Here is a 17,097-nt window from a genome sequence, read left to right on the forward strand (position 1 = left end):
TGCCTTGACCGTCGCTGTCGCGATCCCAATCAACTCAACCTGACCGCTTCTTGAACAGGAACACCGACACCGCAACCATGATCAGCGTCGGCAGCGCATACGCCACGCGGAAATCGAATTTGAAAGCACTGGCCATCTTCACGAACTGCGTCTGCAACAGCCAGAAGCCCAGCGCGAACACGATGCCGATGAACAACCGCTTGCCCAGCCCACCACTGCGCAAACTCCCGAACGCAAACGGAATCGCCGCCAGGCACAACGCCAGCACATTGAGCGGATAGAACCAGCGCCCCCAGTAGTGCTCCTCGTACTCGCTCGCATCCAGCGCATTGCGCACCCGATACCGGATCGCGTCGCGCAACTCGACCGCACTGAGATAACGCGGACGGTCGATGTCCGCACTCAACGCCGTCGCATCCAACTGCGACTCCCAGCGCTCCTCCGCCACCTTCGACTGGCTCACCGAGTCGGGCTCGAACGTCGTTCGCGTGACATCGCGCAGCAACCAGCCGCCCGGACGATGCTCGGCCACCTTCGCCAGCGCCAGCGACTCCAGCCGGCCGTCGTCGTCGAACTCGTACAGGCGCACGTCGCGCAGTTCCAGCCACTTGTCGGTGCCGTTGTCGTGCTCCTCGCCGCCCTCGGCATTGAGGATGATGTCGCCCTCGCGCGCCCACACGCCCGAGTACTGCGCGACGATCAGATTGTCCGAGCGCGACGACGCCTTGAGCGCGTCGGCCCGCCGCTGGCCCCACGGCCCCAGGGTCTCGCCACTGACCACCATCAGCAGCGTCAGGACCGCCAACGCCACCGCGACGGTGACGCTCAGGCGCCGGCGCGACAGCCCGATCGCCCGGAACGCGGTGAGCTCCGAGGTCGCCGCCAACTGGCCCAGCGCCATCAGCGAACCGATCACCGCGGCGGTCGGGAACAACGTGTAGGCCCGGCGCGGCACCGTGTAGAGCATGTAGACGATCGCCTCGGTCACGCCGTAGTTGCCCTCGCCGACGTCGCCGAACTCGGTGAACAGGTTCAACATCACGTCGAGCCCGAGCAGCACCGCCCAGGTCAGCAACACCGTGCCGATGACGACCTTGCCGAGGTAGAGGTCGTGGATCTTCGGGAACGGCATCATGGCGTCGCCCCCTGCGGCCCGGCCTGGCGAGGCGGGCGTGAACGACGCATCCGCCCGTCGGTGAAATACAGCCACAACGCCAGCGCCAGTAGCGGCAGCACCAGCCACCACAGGCCCAGCGCCACCGGGATCCGGCCACTCTCGAGCCAGTCGGTGCCCATCAGCATCATGTCCATCCCGACCAGGTAGGCCAGGAAACCCATCATCACCCGGCCGTAGCGCGCCTGCCGCGGGGTGCTGCGGGCCAGCGGGATCGCCATCAGCGCGAACGCCAGGGTCAGCAGCGGCGGCGCGATCCGGGCGTGCAACTGGGCATGGGCGGCCGGGCGTTCGTCGCCGAGCAGTTGCCGGGTCGGCAGGATCTCGGGATCCTCGGGGTCGTAGCGCGAATCGCCGGCCGGCAAGCGCACCTCGTTGCTGGCGTAGCGCATCAGCCGGTAATCCAGCCCGCCGTCGCGCGGCCCCTCGACCTGGAAGCCCTCGTCCAGGGTCAGGTAACGCTCACCGCTGTCGTCGACCGCGAGCGAGCCGGTATTCGACGTGGTGACGTCGAGCCGGTCCTCGGACTGTCGATAGATGAAGATCCGCCGGAACTGGCTGCCATCGGTCGACATCGCCCCGACGTAGACCACCCCGCCGCCGCCCGGGATTTCGGTGAAGCTGCCCGGCTCCAGCCCCGACACCACCAGGTTGCGGTTGGCCTCGTGGATCATCTGCCGCGAGATCCGCTCCGCCATCGGCCCCAGCCACAGCGAGCACAGCCCGACCACCAGCACCACCGGCACCACCAGCAGCAGCACCGGCTTGAGCAGGCGCCGCGGGCCGACGCCGATCGAGGCGATCACCGGCATCTCGGAGTCGCGGTAGAGCCGCCCAACGCCGAGCATCAGCCCCAGCATCAGCGCCAGCGGCAGGATCAGCGGCAGCCAGTTGAGCAGCACCAGGCCGAGTTGGGCCAGCATCAGCCCGGCCGGCAGGCGGCCGGAGGCGATGTCCTTGAGCACGTCGGTGATCACCCCGCCGACGCTGACGATCAGCAGGATCACCAGGGCGGCGAAGGTCGACTGGGTGAATTCGCTGAGCAGGTAGCGGTCGAGCTTGGGCATCAAGGTGCGGATTCCGGGATGTGCGGACGATGGTGCGGGTTGAACTTGGCAGGTGGGGCGTGGAGCGGGCGTTCGGAAACCGCAGGGGCTTGCTTTAGACTCACTGGTTCGTTCGAACCCGACCCGTGCTTACCGGGCGGCTACCGCGCCCGGCGCAATCCGACCCGCATTGTCACCCGGATCGGAGGTTTTCGCCGCACCGGTGCCACCGGCCACGGGTCCGAACCATCCTTTCACAACCCCCCGGAATCTGTTGCATGGCCCTCGAATTCGACCTGAACCGCGACGCGCCGACCACCGCCCAGGTGGACTGCATCGTCGTCGGCGCATTCTCCGACAACACCCTGACCGCCGCCGGACAGGCGCTGGACGGCGCGAGCGGCGGCCGCATCGGCAAGCTGCTGGAGCGCGGCGATGTCAGCGGCAAGACCGGCAAGACCGCGCTGCTGCACGACCTCGACGGTGTCACCGCGCCGCGGGTGCTGGTGATCGGTCTCGGCGATGCCGGCAAGTTCGGCGTGCCGCAATACCTCAAGGCGGTCGGTGATACCGCCCGCGCGCTCAAGACCGGCCCGGTCGCGCACGCGCTGTTCACCCTCAGCGATATCCCGGTCGAGGGCCGTGACGCTGCCTGGGCGATCCGCCAGACCGCGATCGCCGCCGACCACGCCTGTTACCGCTACAGCGCCACCCTCGGCGACAAGAACAAGAACAAGGCCGGTGAGCCGGGCCTGCGCAAGCTGTCGATCAGCGGCGACGACAAGACCGCCCTCGCCCAGGGCCAGGCCATCGCCGCCGGCGTCGCCTTCGCCCGCGAGCTCGGCAACCTGCCGCCGAACGTCTGCAACCCGGCCTACCTCGCGCAGCAGGCGCAGGAGTTCGCCGGCCGCTTCGACAACACCAGTTGTGAAGTGCTCGACGTCGCCGCGATGGAAAAGCTCGGCATGGGCTCACTGCTCGCAGTCGGTCGTGGCTCGGCCAACCCGCCCAAGCTCATCGCGCTGAAGTACGACGGCGGCGACGACGCGGACAAGCCCTATGTGCTGGTCGGCAAGGGCATCACCTTCGACACCGGTGGCATCAACCTCAAGACCCAGGGCGGGATCGAGGAGATGAAGTTCGACATGTGCGGCGGCGCCACCGTGATGGGCACCTTCGTGTCCGCGGTTGGCATGCGCCTGCCGGTCAACCTGGTGGTGATCGTGCCGGCGGTCGAGAACATGCCCGACGCCGACGCCTATCGGCCGTCCGACGTGCTGACCAGCATGTCCGGCAAGACCATCGAGGTCGGCAACACCGATGCCGAGGGCCGGCTGATTTTGTGCGATGCGCTGACCTACGCCCAGAAGTACCAGCCGCAGGCGCTGGTCGACGTCGCCACCCTGACCGGCGCCTGCATGGTCGCGCTCGGCAAGTACGCCTCGGGCCTGATGAGCAAGGACGACGACCTCGCCAACGAACTGCTCGCCGCCGGCGAGAACGTGTTCGACCGCGCCTGGCGCCTGCCGCTATGGGACGAGTACCAAGGCATGCTCGACTCCACCTTCGCCGACGTCTACAACATCGGCGGCCGTTGGGCCGGCGCGATCACCGCCGGCTGCTTCCTGTCGCGCTTCACCGAAGGCCAGCGCTGGGCGCACCTGGACATCGCCGGCAGCGGCAGCGACGACGGCAAGCGCGGCATGGCGACCGGCCGCCCGGTCGGCCTGCTGAGCCAGTGGCTGCTCGACCAGTCTGCCAAGTAACCCCGGCCCCGTGCGCGCGACCTTCTATCTGATCGACAAGCCGCGGTTCCGCGACGAGCCGCTGCTGCTGGTCTGCGAGCTTGCGAAGAAGGCCAGCGACGCCGGCATGGCGACGCTGGTGCTGGCGCGCGACGCCGCCCAGGCCGAGCAGCTCGACGACCTGCTCTGGTCGTTCGAGCCCGACGCGTTCGTCCCGCACCAGATCGCCGGAATCGAGGATGACGAGGAGGAGGCGACGGTGCTGATCGCCGCGCCCGAGATCGACGTCGCCCTTCGCCCGCTGGTGATCAACCTGCGCGACGCGGCGGTCGAGGGCGAATTCGACCGCGTGCTCGAAGTGGTCCCCGCCGACGAGTCCGCGCGCGCCCCGTCGCGCGAGCGCTGGAAGCAGTACGCGGCGCGCGGCCTCGACGTCAGCAAGCACGACATGTAGCGCGTTCCCATCCTCGCGTTCGCGAGGGATCTCCTTCCTTTCGCCGCAGCCCCATGACCGACACCCTCGCCTCCAGCTACGACCCCACCCAGTTCGAATCCCGGCTGTACCAGCAGTGGGAGTCCAGCGGCGTGTTCGCGCCGACCGGCAAGGGCGAGCCCTACTCGATCCTGCTGCCGCCGCCGAACGTCACCGGCACCCTGCACATGGGCCACGCGTTCCAGCACACGCTGATGGACGCGCTGGTGCGCTACCACCGCATGCGTGGCTACGACACGTTGTGGCAGATGGGCAGCGACCACGCCGGCATCGCCACCGAGATGGTGGTCGCGCGCAACCTCGCGCTGGAAGGCAATGGCGAGACCCGCGATTCGCTCGGCCGCGACGGCTTCATCGACAAGGTCTGGCAGTGGAAGGGCACGTCCGGCGACACCATCGAGCGGCAGATGCGCCGCCTCGGCACCTCCGGCGACTGGTCGCGCAGCGTATTCACGATGGACCCGATGGCGGCCGAGGCGGTGGTCGAGGCGTTCGTGCGCCTGCACGAAGACGGCCTGATCTACCGCGGCCAGCGTCTGGTCAACTGGGACCCGGTGCTCAAGACCGCGATCTCCGACCTCGAAGTGGTCAACGAGGAAGAGGACGGCTTCCTGTGGTCGATCAGCTACCCGCTGTCCGACGGCAGCGGTTCGCTGGTGGTCGCCACCACTCGCCCGGAAACCATGCTCGGCGACAGCGCAGTGATGGTGCATCCGGACGACGAGCGCTACAGCGCGCTGGTCGGCCAGACCGTGACCCTGCCATTGACCGGTCGCGAAATCCCGGTGATCGCCGACGCCTACGTCGACCGCGAGTTCGGCACCGGCGTGGTCAAGGTGACCCCGGCGCATGACTTCAACGACTACCAGGTCGGGCAACGGCATTCGCTGCCGCTGATCAACATCTTCACGCCCGATGCCGCAGTCAATGACATCGCGCCGGAAAAGTACCGCGGCCTTGACCGCTACGAGGCCCGCAAGCTTGTGCTCGCCGACCTCGAAGCCGCCGGCCTGCTGGTCGAGACCAAGCCGCACAAGTTGCAGGTGCCACGCGGCGACCGCAGCGGCCAGGCGATCGAGCCGTACCTGACCGACCAGTGGTTCGTGAAGATGGATGGGCTGGCCAGCCGCGGCATGGAGCTGGTCGAGAGCGGGCAGGTGAAATTCGTCCCGCCGAACTGGATCAACACCTACCGCCACTGGATGGAGAACATCCAGGACTGGTGCATCAGCCGCCAGCTGTGGTGGGGTCATCGCATCCCGGCGTGGTACGACGACGCCGGCAAAATCTACGTCGGCCGCGACGAGGCCGAAGTGCGCGCCAAGCACTCGCTCGGTGCCGACATCGCGCTGTCGCAGGACAACGACGTGCTCGAGACCTGGTTCTCCTCGGCGCTGTGGCCGTTCAGCACGATGGGCTGGCCGGACAATGAGCGAATGGACGAGCGCGGCTTCGAGCGCTTCGTGCCGTCCTCGGTGCTGGTAACCGGCTTCGACATCATCTTCTTCTGGGTCGCCCGGATGATCATGATGACCGACCATTTCACCGGGCAGGTGCCGTTCAAGGATGTCTACATGACCGGCCTGGTGCGCGACTCGCACGGCCAGAAGATGTCCAAGTCCAAAGGCAACGTGCTCGACCCGCTGGACCTGATCGACGGCATCAGCGCAGACGCGCTGGTCGCCAAGCGCACCACCGGGCTGATGAACCCGAAGACCGCGCCGAAGATCGAGAAGGCCACGCGCAAGGAATTCCCGGAAGGCATCCCGGCGTTCGGCGCCGACGCCCTGCGCTTCACCATGGCCGCGCTGGCCGGTCCGGGGCGCGACATCAAGTTCGACCTCGGCCGCGCCGAGGGCTACAAGAACTTCTGCAACAAGCTGTGGAACGCGACCCGCTTCGTGCTGATGAACACCGACGGCGCGCATTTCGAGGGCGCCCCGCAACCGAAGACCGACGCCGAGCGCTGGATCCTTGCGCAACTGGCGAAGACCGCCGCGCAGGCCGAACAACACTTCGCCGCCTACCGCTTCGACCTGCTCGCGCAAACGCTGTACGAATTCGCCTGGAACGACTTCTGCGACTGGTTCGTGGAGCTGGCCAAGCCCGCGCTCAATGCGGGACCGGATGCCGACGCGGCTGCAGCCAGCACCCGCCACACCCTGCTGTACGTGCTCGAACGTCTGCTCAGCCTGCTGCACCCGTTGGTGCCGTTCGTGACCGAGGAGCTGTGGCAGCAGGTCGCGCCGCGCCTGGGCATCGACGGCGACACCATCATGCTGCAGCACTACCCGCGCGCCGCCGACTTCGCGGTCGACGGCTACGCCGGGGCCGAGGCCGATGTCGAATGGCTCAAGTCGATGGTGTCGGCACTGCGCCGCGTGCGCAGCGAACTCAACGTCGCTCCGTCGAAGCAGGTCACCCTGCTGCTGGCCGGTGCGAGCCATGCCGACCGCGAGCGCGCGTCGCGCTTCGACAGCTCGCTGCGTTTCCTGCTCCGGCTGGAGCGGATCGACTCCATCGACGACGATGCCACCGCTCCCGCCGCGGCCACCGCCGTGGTCGGCGAACTGAAGTTGCTGGTACCGCTGGAAGGCCTGGTCGACCTCGGCGCCGAGCGCACCCGCCTCGACAAGGAGATCAAGCGGGTCGAGACCGAGATCGCCAAGTGCAACGGCAAGCTCGCCAGCGAGACCTTCGTCAACAACGCCCCGCCGGCCGTGGTCGAGCAGGAACGCAAGCGCCTGGTCGACTGGAACGTGCAGCGCGAAGCGTTGGCGACCCAGCGGGCGAAGCTGGGCTGACCCCAACCGGTCGGGCGCCCGCATTGTAGGAGCGGCTTTAGCCGCGATGTGGAATCGTTCGCCCGAACCGATCCCGATTGCGGCTAAAGCCGCTCCTACAAAAGCCCGTGGCAGAAGGCCACGGCAAGCCCGGCTACATTTCCGGCAACAGTTCCAGCGCCATCACCAGCGCGTCCTCGCGGCCGCCGCGGGCGGGGTAATAGCGCGGGCGACGGCCGATCTCGTTGAATCCTTCGCTGTCGTACAACCGGATCGCGGCGGCGTTGCTCGGCCGCACCTCCAGGAACACCCGCTCGACCCGCCGCGCGCGCGCGATCCGCAACAGCGCGTGCAGCAGTTGCCGGCCATGGCCACGACCGTGCAGCTCCGGCGCGATGCAGACGTTGAGCACGTGCGCCTCGCCGGCGGCGATGCTCATCAGGCAATAGCCGGCCACGCGATCGTCCATCTGCAATACCCACGCCGCGTAGTCGGCGCGCAGGCAATCACGGAAGATCCCCATCGTCCACGGGAATTCATAGGCACGGACCTCCAGTGCATGCACCGCGACCAGGTCGTCGTCGCGCATCGGACGCAGCGCCGTGACCGGGGCCGGGTCGCAGGCGACCGCGCTCATCTGTTCACCTTCCGCAACGGCCGCAGTTGCCGCCACAGCGTGCGCTTTGCGGCCGCGTCGCCACGCAACGCATCCGGGTCGACGCCGAGTTCGCGCAAGGTCCGCGCGGCCACCGCCGGCAACTGGCCGGTTGCGCGCAGCAGGGCCTCGCGCAGGGGGCCGTCGACTTCCCGCGTCGCGCCCGCGCGTGCAGCCTCGAGCGCGGCCATCTTGGTCGCCAGGTCGGTGCGGGGCCGGGTCGGCGCGCCCGGAGCCGGGTCTTCCGGACCGGTGGTGTCCAGAGCCGGCGGGACCGGAGGACGCGGACGGGCAGAGGGCGCCTCCGGCGGCCGGGACGCGGGACGCGGGACAGGCGTCGCCTGCCCGATATCCTGCTCGCCCGTGGACGGGACCGCCGCGGGCGGACCGGCTTCTGCCTCGACTTCATCCCCGGCCAGTCCCCACAGCGGATGACCAAGCGCCTGCAACCACTCGCGCTGCTGCGGGTCCCACAGGCTCACGGCGCCGGCTCCGCAGCCGGTAGCCGGCGCAACCGCCGGTAACCGGCGTGCAACGGTCCACTCAACGCATACAGGCCAAGGATCGCCAGCAATACCATCGGCGGATTGATCGCGATCGCGGCCAACACCGCCAGCACCACCACCACCGACAGGAACGGCAGCTTGTCGTGGCGCGGACCACCGCCCTTGAAACTGAAGTAGCGCACCCGACTGACCATCAGCAACGCCGCCGCCGCGGTCATCGCCAGCGCCAGGTAACGCAACTGGGATCCCTCGTAACCCAACTCGAAACAGACCCAGACGAAACTGGCCAGCAGCCCCGCCGCCGCCGGGCTCGCCAAACCGATGAACCAGCGCTTGTCGACCTGGTTCACCTGCGAATTGAACCGCGCCAGCCGCAACGCCGCGCAGGCCGCGTACAGGAACGCGACGACCCAGCCGACCTTGCCGGCGGTCGGCCCGTCCAGCCGCATCGAGGCCAATGCCCAGTGGTAGAGCACCAGCGACGGCGCCAGCCCGAAACTGATCAGGTCCGCCAGCGAGTCGTACTGCACCCCGAACTCGCTCTGGGTGTTGGTCAGCCGCGCGACCCGGCCGTCGACGCCATCGAGGATCGCGGCCACGAAGATCGCGATGCAGGCGTCGTCGAACCGGCCCTGGGTGGCGGCGATGATCGCGAAATAGCCGGCGAACAAGCCACCGGTGGTGAACAGGTTCGGCAGCAGGTAAATACCGCGCCCGCGCGGTCGATCGGGGGGCGTGCTTGGGTGCGTTGGTTCCATTTCGGCAGTTTAGCGCTTGCCCGCGGGGCGGCGGGATGCTGCAATCACGCCTCAGGGGTCACTTTTCAACACCATGCGTCACCGCCGGGGAGTCCACATGTCCAGTCCGAATCCGTCGTCCGTTGCCCGCCGGTTGCCGTGGCTGGGTGCCATGGGCCTGGGCATCGCCCTCGCGACCCTGTCCGTCGCATCGGCCGGCGAGTTGTACCAGTGGAAGGACGCCAATGGCGTCACCCATTATTCCGACGCGCCGCCGCCGGCCGGCGCCGACTACCAGAACCGCACCATCCGCAACAGCGGCACCGCGTCGGTCAAGCAGGACCAGGATGCCGCCGAGGCACCGGCCGGGAACGCGCAGTGCACCACCGCGCGCGCCAACCTCGAATTGCTGCAGGGCGAAGGCCCGGTCGGCACCGATACCGACAAGGACGGCAAACCCGACGCCGCTTTCAGCGCCGAACAGCGTGCCGCCCAGACCCAGCTCGCGGAAGCCGCGATCAAGGTGCATTGCGCCGTGGCAGCCGGCGATGGCGGCGACGGCACGCAAGCCAGCTGACCACTGGCATGGCCGGCTCGCGGCCGCTGCCGTCGTAACCGCCGCATCAGGCAGAATAGGCGCCCCGCCCAGCGTTGAATCCGGTCCGCCCATGCGCCTGTCGCAGTTCCACCTCCACACCAGCAAGGAAGTCCCCGCCGACGCCGAGATCATCAGCCACAAGCTGATGCTCAAGGCCGGGATGATCCGCAAGCTGGCCTCCGGCCTCTACACCTGGACCCCGCTGGGCCTGCGCGTGCTGCGCAAGGTCGAGCGCGCGGTGCGCGGGGAAATGGACGCCGCCGGCGCGATCGAGCTGCTGATGCCGGCGGTGCAGCCGAAGGAGCTGTGGGAGGAAACCGGTCGCTGGGAGAAGTTCGGCGGCCAGTTGCTCAAGATGCAGGACCGCAAGCAGGCCTGGTATTGCTACGGCCCGACCCACGAGGAGGTCATCACCGACTTCGCGCGCAACGAGCTGGCCAGTTACAAGCAACTCCCCGTGTGTTTCTACCAGGTGCAGAACAAGTTCCGCGACGAGATCCGTCCGCGTTACGGTGTCATGCGTGCGCGCGAGTTCCTGATGAAGGACGCATATTCCTTCCATCTCGACGACGCCGACCTCGACCGCCAGTACCGCGTGATGCATGACGCCTACAGTCGTATTTTCAGCCGGCTCGGGTTGCGGTTTCGCGCGGTATTTGCCGATACCGGTGCGATCGGCGGCAGCGCCTCGCATGAATTCCACGTATTGGCCGACTCGGGCGAGGACGCGATCGCGTTCTCCGACGGTTCCGATTACGCCGCCAATACCGAACTGGCCGAGGCGATGGCGCCTGGCGAGCGAGCCACAGCCGGCGAAGCCCTGCGCAAGGTCGAGACCCCGACCCAGAAGACCTGTGAGGACGTTGCCGCCCTGCTCGGCATTCCGTTGGAGCGCACGGTCAAGTCGATCGCGATCGTCGACGGGCAGGGTTTCACCCTGGCACTGGTTCGCGGCGACCATGCGGTCAACGAGATCAAGCTGGCCAAGCTCGACGGCCTCGACGGATACCGCATGGCAACCGAGGCCGAGATCCTCGACCACCTCGGCGGCGAACCCGGCTTCCTCGGGCCGATCGGCACGCGCCGCGATATCCGCGTGATTGCCGACCGCAGCGTCGCGGCGATGGCCGACTTCGTGGTGGGCGCCAATGAAGCCGGCTTCCACCTGGCCGGCGTGAACTGGGGCCGCGACCTGCCCGAACCCGCGCTGGTCGCGGATATCCGCAACGTGGTCGCCGGCGATCCCTCGCCCGACGGCCAGGGCAGCCTCGACATCGCCCGCGGCATCGAGGTCGGCCACATATTCCAGCTCGGTCGCAACTACGCTCAGGCGATGGGGTGCACCGTGCTGGACGATTCCGGCAAGGCCGCCACGCCGACCATGGGCTGTTACGGCATCGGGGTATCCCGGATAGTCGCGGCTGCGATCGAGCAGAACCACGATGCCAACGGCATCGTCTGGCCGGAGGCGATGGCGCCCTGGCGCGTGGCGGTATGCGTGATCAACCCGAAGAAAGACCCCGCGGTGTCCGACGCCGCCGAGGCGCTGTATCGCGAACTGGCCGAAGCCGGCATCGAAGCGGTGCTGGACGACCGCGGCCTGCGTCCGGGCGCGATGTTTGCCGATATCGAGTTGATCGGCATACCGCATCGGGTGGTTGTATCGGAGCGTGGACTGGCCGCCGGCACGTTCGAATACCGGCAGCGCCGGGCCGATGCCGCCGAAAACCTCGACCGGACGGAGTTACTGGCGCGACTGCACGCCTGAGCCGGACGTTTCCGACAGCCTGAACCGGCCATTACGAATGGCCGGGAATGGATATTTCTTCATTTACTCCGAACATCGGCTTGATTATCATCCGGCGGCAGGCCGGGTTTCGACCCGGGTTTTCACTCACCGTCCCGGGAGACCCCCATGTCGATCGACATCAATACGCTGTCCGCGAAAGAGCTCGAGTCGCTCATCAGCAAGGCCAAGAAGCGCAAGACCACGTTGAACAAGCGCAAGCCGGTTACCCAGGTGCGCAAGAAACTCAACCAGTTGGCCAAGAACGAGGGCTACACCATCGCCGAGCTGTTCGGCACCGGTGGCGCCGCGACGGCCACGCGCGCGCCTCGTGGCACCGCGAAGAAGGCACGCAAGTCGCTCGGCAAGGTCGCGCCGAAGTACCGCGATCCGTCCAATCCGGACAACACCTGGACCGGCCGCGGCAAGCAGCCGCGCTGGCTGGCCGCGTATACCGGCAATGGCCGCAATGTCGACGAGTTCCTGATCAAGTAAGTCGACGGGCTGCAACAAAAACGCCGGCGCATTGCCGGCGTTTTTGTTGGTGCGTTATGAATCATTGCAGGAGATCGGCCGCTCGATCCAGATCGCACCCCGATCGCGGCTGAAGCCGTTCCTACAAATTACGCCGAGCCGGCAGCAACAGGTTTCCGAACAACAGGCCGGCGATCAGCGCCAGCAGGATATTGATGACGCCCAGCGCCGCGACCTGGCCGGCATTGACGTCCTGTTGCTGGATCAGGTCGAGCAGGCCGCGCAGGCTGGCACTGCCGGGCACCAGCAGGATGATCCCCGGCACCCGCACGATCGCGCCCGGCCGTTGGCGCCAGCGCGCGTAGGCATTGCCGGCCGCAGTCATCACCAGCGCGGCGAGGAAGATGCCCGCCCCGCTGCCCCAGGCCAATCCGACCAGTCGCGAGACCAGGTACCCGGAGGCCGCGGCCAGCATCACCGCGGGATAATCGCGGCGCTCGCACCGGAACAGCACCGCGAACGCAAGTGAAGCGGCGGCCAGCGCGCCCCACTCGACCCATTCCGGTTGCGGCCGCAGCGCGCGCACCGCCGGCTGCAACCCGACCAGGTTCGCGATGTAGAGCGAAATGATCACTCCGACCGCGAGTTTCATCACCGTGGTGATCGCCCCGGCGAATCGCGCGGTGCCGGACACCAGGTGGTCGCTGGCCAGTTCGTTCATCGCGTTGGTCAGCGACAGGCCCGGCAGCAGCACGATCAGCGAGGCGATGATCACGGTGTTCTGGTTCAGCGGTGCGACGAAGGTGGCGACCAGGATCGCCACCGCGGTCGCGAACATCGCGACCAGCGCATCCACCGCCTCGCGCGTACGCGGCCGGGTTTCGGCCAGCTGCATGAACACGCCGATCGTCAGGCCGTTGAACCCCGCGACCGCGATGTCCAGCCAGGGCAGCCGCAGCAACCCGCCGACCGCGGCCGCGACCAGACCGTAGCCCAGCACCCGCAACGCCTGCGCGGTGCGGGTGGCCGGCTTGTCGAGCGCGTCCATCGCCTCGAACGCCATCGCCAGGTCCATCTCGCCGGCGATCAGCGCCTCGGCGATGCGGTCGGTCTCGGCCAGCTTGTGCAGGTCGTTGTCGCCCGGCGGCAGGCGGATCACCCGGGTGGTGTCGCTGGCGCCGGGCAGGTGCTGCGGGTCGCTGAAGGTCAGGATCAGCGCGGTCGGGCTCGACCACGGTTCGCATTCCAGTCGCAGCCGCTCGGCGACAAGGAGCAGCGCCGCCTCCAGCCGTTGCGCGGTGGTGCCGTACAGGTGCAGCCGTTCGGCCAACTCGACCATGAAGCGGATGCGGTCGGCGTAGCTGGCATTGCTCAACGGGATCGGGCTGGACATCGTCAGTGCCGGGTTGTTCATCCGCGTAGCATCGCATGCGAAAGTCGATGCGATGCCATGCCCGGATGCAGCCTGTATCCTGCGGCGACGAGAACCCATGACCGCACCCGCCGCGCCACCGCCACGGATCCAGACCGACGACCGCGACCCCGGACGCCTGCGGCTGGCCGGCCAGTGGACGTTGGAACACGCGACCGAAGTGGGCAAGTGCCTGGAGCAGGTGCCGGACACCGTCACCGCGATCGATGCCGGCGACATCGACCGGCTCGATTCGCTGGGTGTGCTGGAACTGAAGCGTTTCGCCCAGCGGCGCAAGCTCACGATCGAGGATTTCAGCTTCCGCGAGGACCATCGTGCACTGGTCGGGGCGATCCACGATGTCTCCGACGAGCGTCCGCGCGGCAAGCGTGAGTTCGGTGTCTACGCGGCGCTGGCGCGGCTCGGTTTCGCGGTCACCGACAACTGGAAGGAAGCCCTCGCCCTGCTCGGCTTCCTCGGCGAGGTGCTGGTCAAGCTGCTTCGGCTGTTCCGGCAGCCTTCCCGGTTCCGTCCCACCGCCACCGTCTTCCACATGGAACAGGTCGGCCTGGACGCGGTGCCGCTGGTCGCGCTGCTGTGCTTCCTGGTCGGCGCGGTGGTGGCGTTCCTCGGCGCCAACGTGCTGCGCGACTTCGGCGCGACGATCTTCGTGGTCGAGCTGGTCAGCATCGCGTTCCTGCGCGAGTTCGGCGTGCTGTTGACCGCGATCATCCTGGCTGGTCGAACGGCCAGCGCGTTCACCGCGCAGATCGGCGCGATGGTCAGCCGCGAGGAGGTCGACGCCATGCGCACCCTCGGGCTCGACCCGGTCGACCTGCTGGTGATCCCGCGGGTGCTGGCGCTGCTGCTGATGCTGCCGTTGCTGACTTTCATCGCCGACATCTTCGGCCTGCTCGGCGGCCTCACCGTCGGCGCCTACAGCCTGGACATCCCGCCGCAGCAGTACCTGGCGCGGATGCAGGACACCATCGAGCTGCGCCATTTCTGGGCCGGGCTGGTCAAGGCACCGGTGTTCGCGCTGGTGATTTCGCTGATCGGTTGCCTGGAAGGCCTGCAGGTCGAGGGCACGGCGCAGTCGGTCGGCGAGCGCACCACCTCCAGCGTGGTCCAGGCGATCTCGCTGGTGATCATCCTGGATGCGTTCGCGGCGATCTGGTTCATGGAGGTGGGCATCTGATGGCGGCCGCCACCGACACTCTGCAACCGATCATCCGCGTGCGCGGGCTGGTCAACCGCTTCGGCGAGCAGGTCGTGCACGACGGCGTCGACCTCGACGTGATGCCGGGCGAGATCATCGGCGTGGTCGGCGGCTCGGGCAGCGGCAAGTCGGTGCTGATGCGATCGATCCTCGGCCTGCGCCGTCCCGACGAGGGCGAGATCGAAGTGCTCGGGATCGATGCGCGCAGCGAGGACGACGAGGTGCGCCGGCAGATCGAGCGCCGCACCGGCGTGTTGTTCCAGGACGGAGCGCTGTTCTCGTCGTTGACCGTCGGCGAGAACGTGCAGGTGCCGCTGAAGGAATACCACCGCGACCTGCCCGACTCGCTGCGCTACGAACTGGCGCTTCTCAAGATCAAGCTCGCCGGGTTGCCGGCGGACGCGCTCGACAAGTTGCCGTCGCAGTTGTCGGGCGGCATGCGCAAGCGCGCCGGCGTGGCCCGGGCACTGGCGCTGGACCCGCCGCTGCTGTTCCTCGACGAACCCACCGCCGGCCTGGACCCGATCGGCGCGGCGGCGTTCGACCACCTGATCCAAACCCTGCAGCAGGCGTTGGGCCTGACCGTGTTCCTGATCACACACGACCTCGACACCCTTTACGCTATCTGTGACCGGATCGCCGTGCTGGCGGACAAAAAGGTCATCGCCTGCGCGCCGATCGCCGAGGTCGAACAACTGGACCACCCGTGGGTGCAGGAATACTTCCACGGCCCCCGCGCCCGGGCGGCGCAAACCGCGCGCGATGACAACACCCGGGCCCGCGACATGAAGGCAGTCGACTGATGGAAACCAAGGCCAATTACGTGTTGATCGGTGCGTTCACGATCATCATCTCGCTGTTCCTGCTGCTGTTCGCGCTGTGGGCAGCCAAGTACTCGTCGGAGAAAAGCTGGCAGGAATACCTGGTGATCTTCAACGAACCGGTCACCGGCCTCAGCGAAGGCAGCAGCGTGCAGTACAACGGCATCTCGGTCGGCACGGTGGAGCGGCTGAGCCTGGCGCCGGACGACCCGCGCCGGGTGCGCGCGCTGTTGCGGGTCCAGGCCAAGGCCCCGGTCAAGACCGACACCCGCGCCAAGATGTCGATGACCGGCATCACCGGCTCGCCGATCATCCAGCTGACCGGTGGCAACCCGGGCAGTCCGCGACTGGCCGATGTCGACCAGCGCGAGATCCCGGTGATCCAGACCGAGCCCTCCGCGCTGCAGAACATCGCCGATACCGCCAACCGGCTGGTCGCGCGGATGGACCAGCTGCTCAGCGAGGAGAACGTCGAACGCGTCGCCAGCACGCTGGAGAACATCGAGGCGCTGACCGGTTCGATTGCCGACCAGCGCGAGGACCTGCGCGCACTGATCGTCAACGCACGCGAGTCCAGCGAACAACTGGAGCAGACCCTGGCCACCACCAACCGGGCGATGACCGACTTCGACCGCGAACTGGTGCAGAAGCTGCCCGGCCTGGTCGCCAAGCTCGACAGCACGCTGACCGAACTCGATTCGGCCGCGGCCGGCGCCAACGGCATCATCAACGAGAACCGCGCCGCGATCGGCAGCTTCGCCAACGACGGCCTGGCCCAGCTCGGCCCCACCCTTGGCGAGTTGCGCGCACTGGTGCGCGACCTGCGCCGGATCAGCGACCGTCTCGACAACAACCCGACCGGCTACCTGCTCGGCCGCGACGCCCCGAAGGAGTTCGAGCCCGAATGAGCCTCCAACCCGCCAACCCCGCCGCCCGCGTCAGCTGGACCGGACGCTTGTCCCAGCCGCTGCGCGCGGCCATCGCAGTCGCCGCCGCCGTGCTCGTGGCCGGCTGCTCGATCCTCGGTCCCAAGCCGGAGCCCGGCACCATCTACGCTCCCGACCCGCGGGTCGAGGCCGCGCCCGCATGGCCAACGGTGGACTGGCAGTTGTCGCTGTCGCGCGCGACCGCCGGATCGATGACCGACAGCCTGCGCATCGCGGTGCGGCCGTCACCGAACGAGTTGCAGGTCTACAAGGGCGCCAGCTGGGCCAAGACGCCGACCAGCATGGTCGAGGACGCCGTGTTGCGCGCGCTGGAGGATTCCGGACGGATCCCGGCGGTCGCGCGCCAGGGGGCCGGCATCAGCGCCGACTACAAGCTGGTGCTCGACCTGCGCCGGTTCGAGGCCGACTACACCGCGGGAGGCAGCACTCCCGCGGCGACGATCGAGGTCAACGCCAAGCTGCTGCATGCCCCCGACCAGGCCGTCATCGCCGCGCGGACGTTCCTGCAGGCGCCCGCGGCGACGAGTACCGCCGTGCCCGACGTGGTCGTCGCGTTCGAGCAAAGCCTGGAAACCCTGGCCGGCGAACTGGCCGGCTGGGTGCTGGCCAGCGGGGATGCGCACGAGCACACCGCACACGATTGACGTCGTCATTCCGCCTCGGAATGCTGGCGTTGCTTTTGTAGGAGCGGCTTCAGCCGCG

The 17,097-nt window shown here is 67.9% G+C and carries 16 protein-coding genes; 10 read left to right on the top strand and 6 right to left on the bottom strand.

Annotation, left to right across the window (positions count from 1 at the left end; all coding sequences use genetic code 11):
* Positions 1-34 precede the first annotated feature (34 nt).
* Complete coding sequence (gene lptG / locus ACT9F5_RS06860; RefSeq protein WP_445119138.1) at positions 35-1,135, bottom strand: LPS export ABC transporter permease LptG; 1,101 nt, start codon at positions 1,133-1,135, stop codon at positions 35-37.
* On the bottom strand, positions 1,132-2,241 hold the full coding sequence (lptF, locus tag ACT9F5_RS06865; RefSeq protein ID WP_445119139.1) for an LPS export ABC transporter permease LptF: 1,110 nt from the start codon (positions 2,239-2,241) through the stop codon (positions 1,132-1,134). Before lptF ends, lptG begins: the two co-directional genes overlap by 4 nt.
* Positions 2,242-2,498: 257 nt before the next feature.
* On the opposite strand from lptF, the gene ACT9F5_RS06870 reads away from it, so the two are divergent.
* The 3 genes from ACT9F5_RS06870 to ACT9F5_RS06880 are packed head-to-tail and all read left to right on the top strand — an operon-like array spanning position 2,499 to position 7,262.
* Positions 2,499-3,986, top strand: a complete 1,488-nt coding sequence (locus ACT9F5_RS06870; RefSeq protein WP_445119140.1) for a leucyl aminopeptidase — start codon at positions 2,499-2,501, stop codon at positions 3,984-3,986.
* 10 nt (positions 3,987-3,996) lie between these two features.
* Positions 3,997-4,419 (top strand): DNA polymerase III subunit chi, encoded by a 423-nt coding sequence (locus ACT9F5_RS06875; RefSeq protein WP_445119141.1) that lies wholly within the window; start codon positions 3,997-3,999, stop codon positions 4,417-4,419.
* A gap of 53 nt (positions 4,420-4,472) precedes the next feature.
* Positions 4,473-7,262: a valine--tRNA ligase gene (locus tag ACT9F5_RS06880; RefSeq protein WP_445119142.1), complete on the top strand. Its 2,790-nt coding sequence runs from the start codon at positions 4,473-4,475 to the stop codon at positions 7,260-7,262.
* 133 nt (positions 7,263-7,395) lie between these two features.
* Here ACT9F5_RS06880 and rimI read toward each other — a convergent pair whose 3' ends face one another.
* The 3 genes from rimI to pssA are packed head-to-tail and all read right to left on the bottom strand — an operon-like array spanning position 7,396 to position 9,160.
* The gene (gene rimI, locus ACT9F5_RS06885) at positions 7,396-7,878 is read right to left on the bottom strand and encodes a ribosomal protein S18-alanine N-acetyltransferase (protein WP_445119143.1); all 483 of its coding nucleotides are present in this window, start codon (positions 7,876-7,878) and stop codon (positions 7,396-7,398) included.
* A complete protein-coding gene (locus tag ACT9F5_RS06890) occupies positions 7,875-8,378 on the bottom strand; it encodes a hypothetical protein (protein ID WP_445119144.1) in 504 nt (167 codons plus the stop codon). Before ACT9F5_RS06890 ends, rimI begins: the two co-directional genes overlap by 4 nt.
* Positions 8,375-9,160, bottom strand: coding sequence for a CDP-diacylglycerol--serine O-phosphatidyltransferase (gene pssA, locus ACT9F5_RS06895; protein WP_445119145.1), 786 nt, complete (start codon positions 9,158-9,160; stop codon positions 8,375-8,377). Before pssA ends, ACT9F5_RS06890 begins: the two co-directional genes overlap by 4 nt.
* Positions 9,161-9,257: 97 nt before the next feature.
* Between pssA and ACT9F5_RS06900 the strand changes: the two genes are divergently transcribed.
* The 3 genes from ACT9F5_RS06900 to ACT9F5_RS06910 all read left to right on the top strand — a co-directional run bounded on the left by ACT9F5_RS06900 (position 9,258) and on the right by ACT9F5_RS06910 (position 12,018).
* Complete coding sequence (locus ACT9F5_RS06900) at positions 9,258-9,716, top strand: DUF4124 domain-containing protein (protein WP_445119146.1); 459 nt, start codon at positions 9,258-9,260, stop codon at positions 9,714-9,716.
* 91 nt (positions 9,717-9,807) lie between these two features.
* Complete coding sequence (locus tag ACT9F5_RS06905; protein WP_445119147.1) at positions 9,808-11,505, top strand: proline--tRNA ligase; 1,698 nt, start codon at positions 9,808-9,810, stop codon at positions 11,503-11,505.
* 147 nt (positions 11,506-11,652) lie between these two features.
* The gene (locus ACT9F5_RS06910) at positions 11,653-12,018 is read left to right on the top strand and encodes an H-NS family nucleoid-associated regulatory protein (protein ID WP_445119148.1); all 366 of its coding nucleotides are present in this window, start codon (positions 11,653-11,655) and stop codon (positions 12,016-12,018) included.
* Positions 12,019-12,139: 121 nt separating this feature from the next.
* Here ACT9F5_RS06910 and ACT9F5_RS06915 read toward each other — a convergent pair whose 3' ends face one another.
* Positions 12,140-13,396 (bottom strand): threonine/serine exporter family protein, encoded by a 1,257-nt coding sequence (locus ACT9F5_RS06915; protein WP_445119511.1) that lies wholly within the window; start codon positions 13,394-13,396, stop codon positions 12,140-12,142.
* Between the two features lie 91 nt (positions 13,397-13,487).
* On the opposite strand from ACT9F5_RS06915, the gene ACT9F5_RS06920 reads away from it, so the two are divergent.
* Genes ACT9F5_RS06920 through ACT9F5_RS06935 form a run of 4 tightly spaced genes read left to right on the top strand, consistent with a single transcriptional unit; the run spans position 13,488 to position 17,039 of the window.
* On the top strand, positions 13,488-14,606 hold the full coding sequence (locus ACT9F5_RS06920) for an MlaE family lipid ABC transporter permease subunit (RefSeq protein ID WP_445119149.1): 1,119 nt from the start codon (positions 13,488-13,490) through the stop codon (positions 14,604-14,606).
* Positions 14,606-15,430 (top strand): ATP-binding cassette domain-containing protein, encoded by an 825-nt coding sequence (locus tag ACT9F5_RS06925; RefSeq protein WP_445119150.1) that lies wholly within the window; start codon positions 14,606-14,608, stop codon positions 15,428-15,430. The genes ACT9F5_RS06920 and ACT9F5_RS06925 overlap by 1 nt, the downstream gene beginning before the upstream one ends.
* Positions 15,430-16,356, top strand: coding sequence for an MlaD family protein (locus ACT9F5_RS06930; RefSeq protein WP_445119151.1), 927 nt, complete (start codon positions 15,430-15,432; stop codon positions 16,354-16,356). The genes ACT9F5_RS06925 and ACT9F5_RS06930 overlap by 1 nt, the downstream gene beginning before the upstream one ends.
* The gene (locus ACT9F5_RS06935) at positions 16,353-17,039 is read left to right on the top strand and encodes an ABC-type transport auxiliary lipoprotein family protein (protein WP_445119152.1); all 687 of its coding nucleotides are present in this window, start codon (positions 16,353-16,355) and stop codon (positions 17,037-17,039) included. The genes ACT9F5_RS06930 and ACT9F5_RS06935 overlap by 4 nt, the downstream gene beginning before the upstream one ends.
* The last annotated feature ends 58 nt before the right edge of the window (positions 17,040-17,097 follow it).

The organism is Lysobacter sp. F6437, from assembly GCF_052547215.1.

Bases quoted from the DNA above. Each gene is read 5' to 3' on its own strand.
- lptG (WP_445119138.1), bottom strand. From the start codon at position 1,135: ATGATGCCGTTCCCGAAGATCCACGACCTCTACCTCGGCAAGGTCGTC.
- lptF (WP_445119139.1), bottom strand. From the start codon at position 2,241: ATGCCCAAGCTCGACCGCTACCTGCTCAGCGAATTCACCCAGTCGACC.
- ACT9F5_RS06870 (WP_445119140.1), top strand. From the start codon at position 2,499: ATGGCCCTCGAATTCGACCTGAACCGCGACGCGCCGACCACCGCCCAG.
- ACT9F5_RS06880 (WP_445119142.1), top strand. From the start codon at position 4,473: ATGACCGACACCCTCGCCTCCAGCTACGACCCCACCCAGTTCGAATCC.
- rimI (WP_445119143.1), bottom strand. From the start codon at position 7,878: ATGAGCGCGGTCGCCTGCGACCCGGCCCCGGTCACGGCGCTGCGTCCG.
- pssA (WP_445119145.1), bottom strand. From the start codon at position 9,160: ATGGAACCAACGCACCCAAGCACGCCCCCCGATCGACCGCGCGGGCGC.
- ACT9F5_RS06900 (WP_445119146.1), top strand. From the start codon at position 9,258: ATGTCCAGTCCGAATCCGTCGTCCGTTGCCCGCCGGTTGCCGTGGCTG.
- ACT9F5_RS06905 (WP_445119147.1), top strand. From the start codon at position 9,808: ATGCGCCTGTCGCAGTTCCACCTCCACACCAGCAAGGAAGTCCCCGCC.
- ACT9F5_RS06910 (WP_445119148.1), top strand. From the start codon at position 11,653: ATGTCGATCGACATCAATACGCTGTCCGCGAAAGAGCTCGAGTCGCTC.
- ACT9F5_RS06920 (WP_445119149.1), top strand. From the start codon at position 13,488: ATGACCGCACCCGCCGCGCCACCGCCACGGATCCAGACCGACGACCGC.
- ACT9F5_RS06925 (WP_445119150.1), top strand. From the start codon at position 14,606: ATGGCGGCCGCCACCGACACTCTGCAACCGATCATCCGCGTGCGCGGG.
- ACT9F5_RS06930 (WP_445119151.1), top strand. From the start codon at position 15,430: ATGGAAACCAAGGCCAATTACGTGTTGATCGGTGCGTTCACGATCATC.
- ACT9F5_RS06935 (WP_445119152.1), top strand. From the start codon at position 16,353: ATGAGCCTCCAACCCGCCAACCCCGCCGCCCGCGTCAGCTGGACCGGA.